Origin of the sequence: Nitratidesulfovibrio liaohensis (assembly GCF_011682075.1) — a bacterium.
Classification (GTDB): domain Bacteria; phylum Desulfobacterota; class Desulfovibrionia; order Desulfovibrionales; family Desulfovibrionaceae; genus Cupidesulfovibrio; species Cupidesulfovibrio liaohensis.
The window spans coordinates 1-3,708 of the sequence record NZ_VSMK01000277.1; the positions used below are offsets into that span (position 1 = coordinate 1).

The 3,708-nt window shown below is 70.3% G+C and carries 3 protein-coding genes; all 3 read right to left on the minus strand.

The features are described 5' to 3' along the window. Positions 1–1,051, minus strand: a 1,051-nt coding sequence (locus FVW27_RS10225) for a 4Fe-4S binding protein (protein WP_341806120.1), incomplete at its 3' end; no start/stop codon positions are given. A 260-nt stretch (positions 1,052–1,311) separates the two neighbouring features. Further along, positions 1,312–2,115 carry a 4Fe-4S binding protein gene (locus FVW27_RS10230; RefSeq protein ID WP_167124864.1) on the minus strand — a complete coding sequence of 268 codons (804 nt, stop codon included), beginning with the start codon at positions 2,113–2,115 and terminating at the stop codon, positions 1,312–1,314. A 365-nt stretch (positions 2,116–2,480) separates the two neighbouring features. After that, a partial coding sequence (gene mnmE / locus FVW27_RS10235) for a tRNA uridine-5-carboxymethylaminomethyl(34) synthesis GTPase MnmE (RefSeq protein WP_167124866.1) occupies positions 2,481–3,708 on the minus strand: 1,228 nt, incomplete at its 5' end.

The following is a 3,708-nucleotide window of genomic DNA, read 5'->3' on the forward strand; positions in this document are numbered from 1 at the left end:
CCATGGCGCCCATGGGGCAGAAGGCGGTGCAATGCACCATCATGCCCCGGCGCGTGCTCAGCCCCGCCATCACCGCCACCCCGGCCAGCCCGAACAGCCCGGCGGCGGTGGCGGCAACGCCCACCGGCACCCCGGTCCGGCCCATGATGAAGGCTGCGGCAAACACCACAACGGCCAGACACCAGCGCACCACAACAGCCCAGCGAGGCAGGAGCGCAGGGCCCTTGCCCCTCCTGCCCTTGCCTTGCGCCTTCGCGGCTGCCCCGCGCAGGCGCGAGCAGGCATCGTCCCACGCGCCGATGTAGCACAGGTGGCTGCACCACGCCGGACCCAGCAGCAGCACGGAGACGCCGAACAGCACCAGCATGAACACGCCCTCGCCCCGGAACAATGGCCCGGCCAGTATCAGCGCTGGCACAGGCAGGTGCAGCGCCCCGGTCATCAGCAGGCGGTGCGCGCCCAGCAGCCCCAGGGCCAGCTGCCCGAAGAACACGGCGGAAAACAGCGCCCAAAGGCGCGGACGGGCCTTGCGCGCACGCGCGGGGTCCAGCAGCAGCCCGGTCACCCACGCGGCATACACCCCGGCCAGTGCGATCTGAAGCGGTCCGGAGCCGGGCAGGAAGCGGTCGGACAACAACAATACGATGCCTGATGCGCGCCAGCGGGCCAGCCACAGCAGCCCGGCGGCCAGCAGGAAGGCGACGGCCCTCGGCCATGCGGTATCCGCACCGAGGTGATGGCGCAGCCGCCCCGCATCCCCCGCCAGCCGCCACCATGCGGCCATGGTCAGTCCCGTGACCGTCGCCATGATGGCCGCAAGGCGCAGCCAGTCCGCTCCGAAGGCCATGCGGAAGCGCACCAGGTCAACGCCCACGGACACCCAGAACAGTCCCCCGGCGAACAGCGCGGCACACATCACCAGACGCGCCCAGGCCAGCCGGGTGCAGGCCAGCCCCGCCAGCACGCCCCACGCCGCAGCCATGCCCCAGTCGCCGGAGCGCACGGCATGGGCGGCCAGCAGGGCAAAGGCCAGCAGGCAGGGCCCTGTCACGGACCAGAACGCGGCACGGCCCGCGCCGCCGCCCGACCCGTCATCGGGGGGCGGACACGGCGGTGCGGGCCGGAATGGATCGTCACATTGCGGTTGCATGGCCGGGCGGTTCCCGGGGGGAGACCCGGTATCCATCCCCCTGCCCGTCCCGATGCCCGAACAGTTCGCCGGGGTATTGCCCCCGTCGTGCGACGGTGTCGTGGCCGCCTGCGGGCTGCGGGAATCGGGAGGATGGCTGTCCATGCGCGCGAAAAGAGAAATTACGGGGTTTGACCCGTCCCGTCCTCCCCTTCGCCGGTTGCCGGGTCCGGGGCATCGAAGCGCATGGGGGGCATTTTTTCAGGGGTGCGCACAGGCCCCGGCAGGGAGCCCGCCAGACGCGCCGCCGTGGCGGGGTCGGAGGCCACCAGGTCGCCAAAGCGCAGGTGCAGCCGGTATTCGCGCATGTACCACGCCAGCGCGTTGCGCAGGGCGCGCACCACGCCGTCGTCGTCCAGCAGGTGCGACTGGCCGGGAAAGCCGGAAGCGCCGGGCACGTCGTCCAGTCCGTCCAGTTCGGTGGCCAGCCGCGGGCGGCGCCCAAGGCGCCCGCCCACCACCACCCGCCAACCTTCGCGGGCCACGGGCAAGGCCTTTTCCGGGCAGCGCTTGATGCACAGTCCGCAGGAAAGACAGTTTTCAGGGTGCAGGCGCGGCCCGTCATCTTCAACCGTCATGGCGTGGTCGGGGCACAGCCGCTCGCACAGCCCGCACCGGGTGCAGGCATCGGTGGCGCGGCCCGGCGTCCAGGCCCGGATGATGCCCACGTCCGCGATGTGCGGGCGCGAACAGCCGTTGGGACACGCGGACACCGCCACACGAAAGGCATGATGGTGCAGGATGGGACCGCGCACCACGTCGCGCAGGAAGTCCGGCCAGCCGCTTTCGGCCACCACCCGTTCCAGCCGGGCCAGAAAGCCTTCCGGCACGGGCAGGGAAAAGCGGCAGGTGCCCCCGCGAGAGGAGGCAACGGTCGTACCGCGGCAACCGTTGACGATGAAGGGAGAGGGAGCGCGATCGGACATGATACTCCTGTGGCGTGTCCGCCATGCGTGCACCGTGGCACGGCGTCGGGTTCCGGTCAGTGACGCAGGTCACAACGGGTGGGATGGCCAGCTTACTTCGTGATGCTCCCGTTACAAATGGAATTCTTGTTCTCTCCCAAGGAAGACCAGTTTTTCATGGCGGGCGTGCGGCAACCGTTATGCGAGCCTGCGAGCCTTACGGATGGCGCCCGCAACACGCACTCCTATCGTACACGCCCGGAATAAAAAATGATCTGACAGATCTGCTTTCGATACCCGCAGGGTTCGCAGGCTCGCCCAACGGGCACGCCGGGCGCCCTGCGGGCGGTCAGGCCGTGGGAAAGGGCTCCTTGTAACGAGATCACCTATTTGCCGATGCAGAACGAAGAAAAAATATGCTCCAGCACCTCTGCGGGGGTGGTCTCTCCGGTGATTTCGGAGAGCACCGCGCAGGCGCCGTCCAGCCGCACCGAGCACAGGTCGTAGGGCACCCCGGCGCGGACGTCCGCCATCAGGGCATCCAGTTCGTCCAGCGCACGGCGCAGCACCTGGGCCTGGCGCAGGTTGGGGGCAATATCGCCGGACTCCGGCTCTCCGCCGGAACCGGCCCCGCCAAGGCCCGCCAGCACCATGGCCCGCGCGGCGACGGCCAGTTCGTCCACCCCCAGCCCACGCAAGGCGGATACGCCCACGCAGGGGCAGCCCTCCGCCTCTTGCGGGCATTGAAAGGGGGTATCGGCACCCCCCGCCTCAGCAGCAAGATCGGTCTTGTTCAGCACCACCAGCACCTGCCCGCCCGGCTTGCCCGCGTGAGCATGCTGGTCGCGCACGTGGCGCAGCAGTTCGCGCTCGGCATGGCCCAGCCCGACTGCGGCGTCCACCACCAGCAGGACCAGGTCGGCCTGAGCCACCAGGTCGCGACTGATGCGCACGCCCTCCTGCTCCACGATGTCGCCGGTGTCACGCAGGCCTGCCGTGTCCACCAGGCGCACCGGCAGCCCGGCCAGTTGCACCGGCTCCTCGATGAAATCGCGCGTAGTGCCGGGCATGTCGGTGACGATGGCCCGGCGGCGCCCCAACAGGGCGTTCATCAGGCTGGACTTGCCTGCGTTGACGTGGCCAGCCAGCACCACCAGCGCGCCCTCCTGCCAGCAGCGGCCCCGCTGGTGGGCGGACAACAGCCCGCGCACCCCGGCGGCAACGGCATCGCATTCGGCCACGAAGGCCTCGGGGGCAAGACAGTCCACCTCGTCCTCCGGAAAGTCCACGGCCACACACACCTGCGCGCGCAGGTCCAGCAGGCGCGCCCGCAGTTCCGCCACCCGCGCGCCCAGCAACCCCTGCAACCGTGCCTGGGCCAGGCGCAGCCCACCCTGTGCGGGCGCGGCGATCATCTCGGCCACGGCTTCGGCCTGGGTCAGGTCCATGCGTCCGTTCAGAAAGGCCCGTCGGGTGAATTCGCCCCGGCCGGCAAGCTGTGCGCCGCAGGCGCAGGCCGCCTCCAGCACCGCCGCCAGCACGGCAGGACCGCCGTGGCAGTGGATTTCGGCCACGTCCTCGCCGGTAAAGGTGCGCGGGCCGGGCATGGCCACG

Coding starts and splice junctions, on each gene's coding strand:
- FVW27_RS10230 (WP_167124864.1), bottom strand. CDS start 2,115: ATGTCCGATCGCGCTCCCTCTCCCTTCATCGTCAACGGTTGCCGCGGT.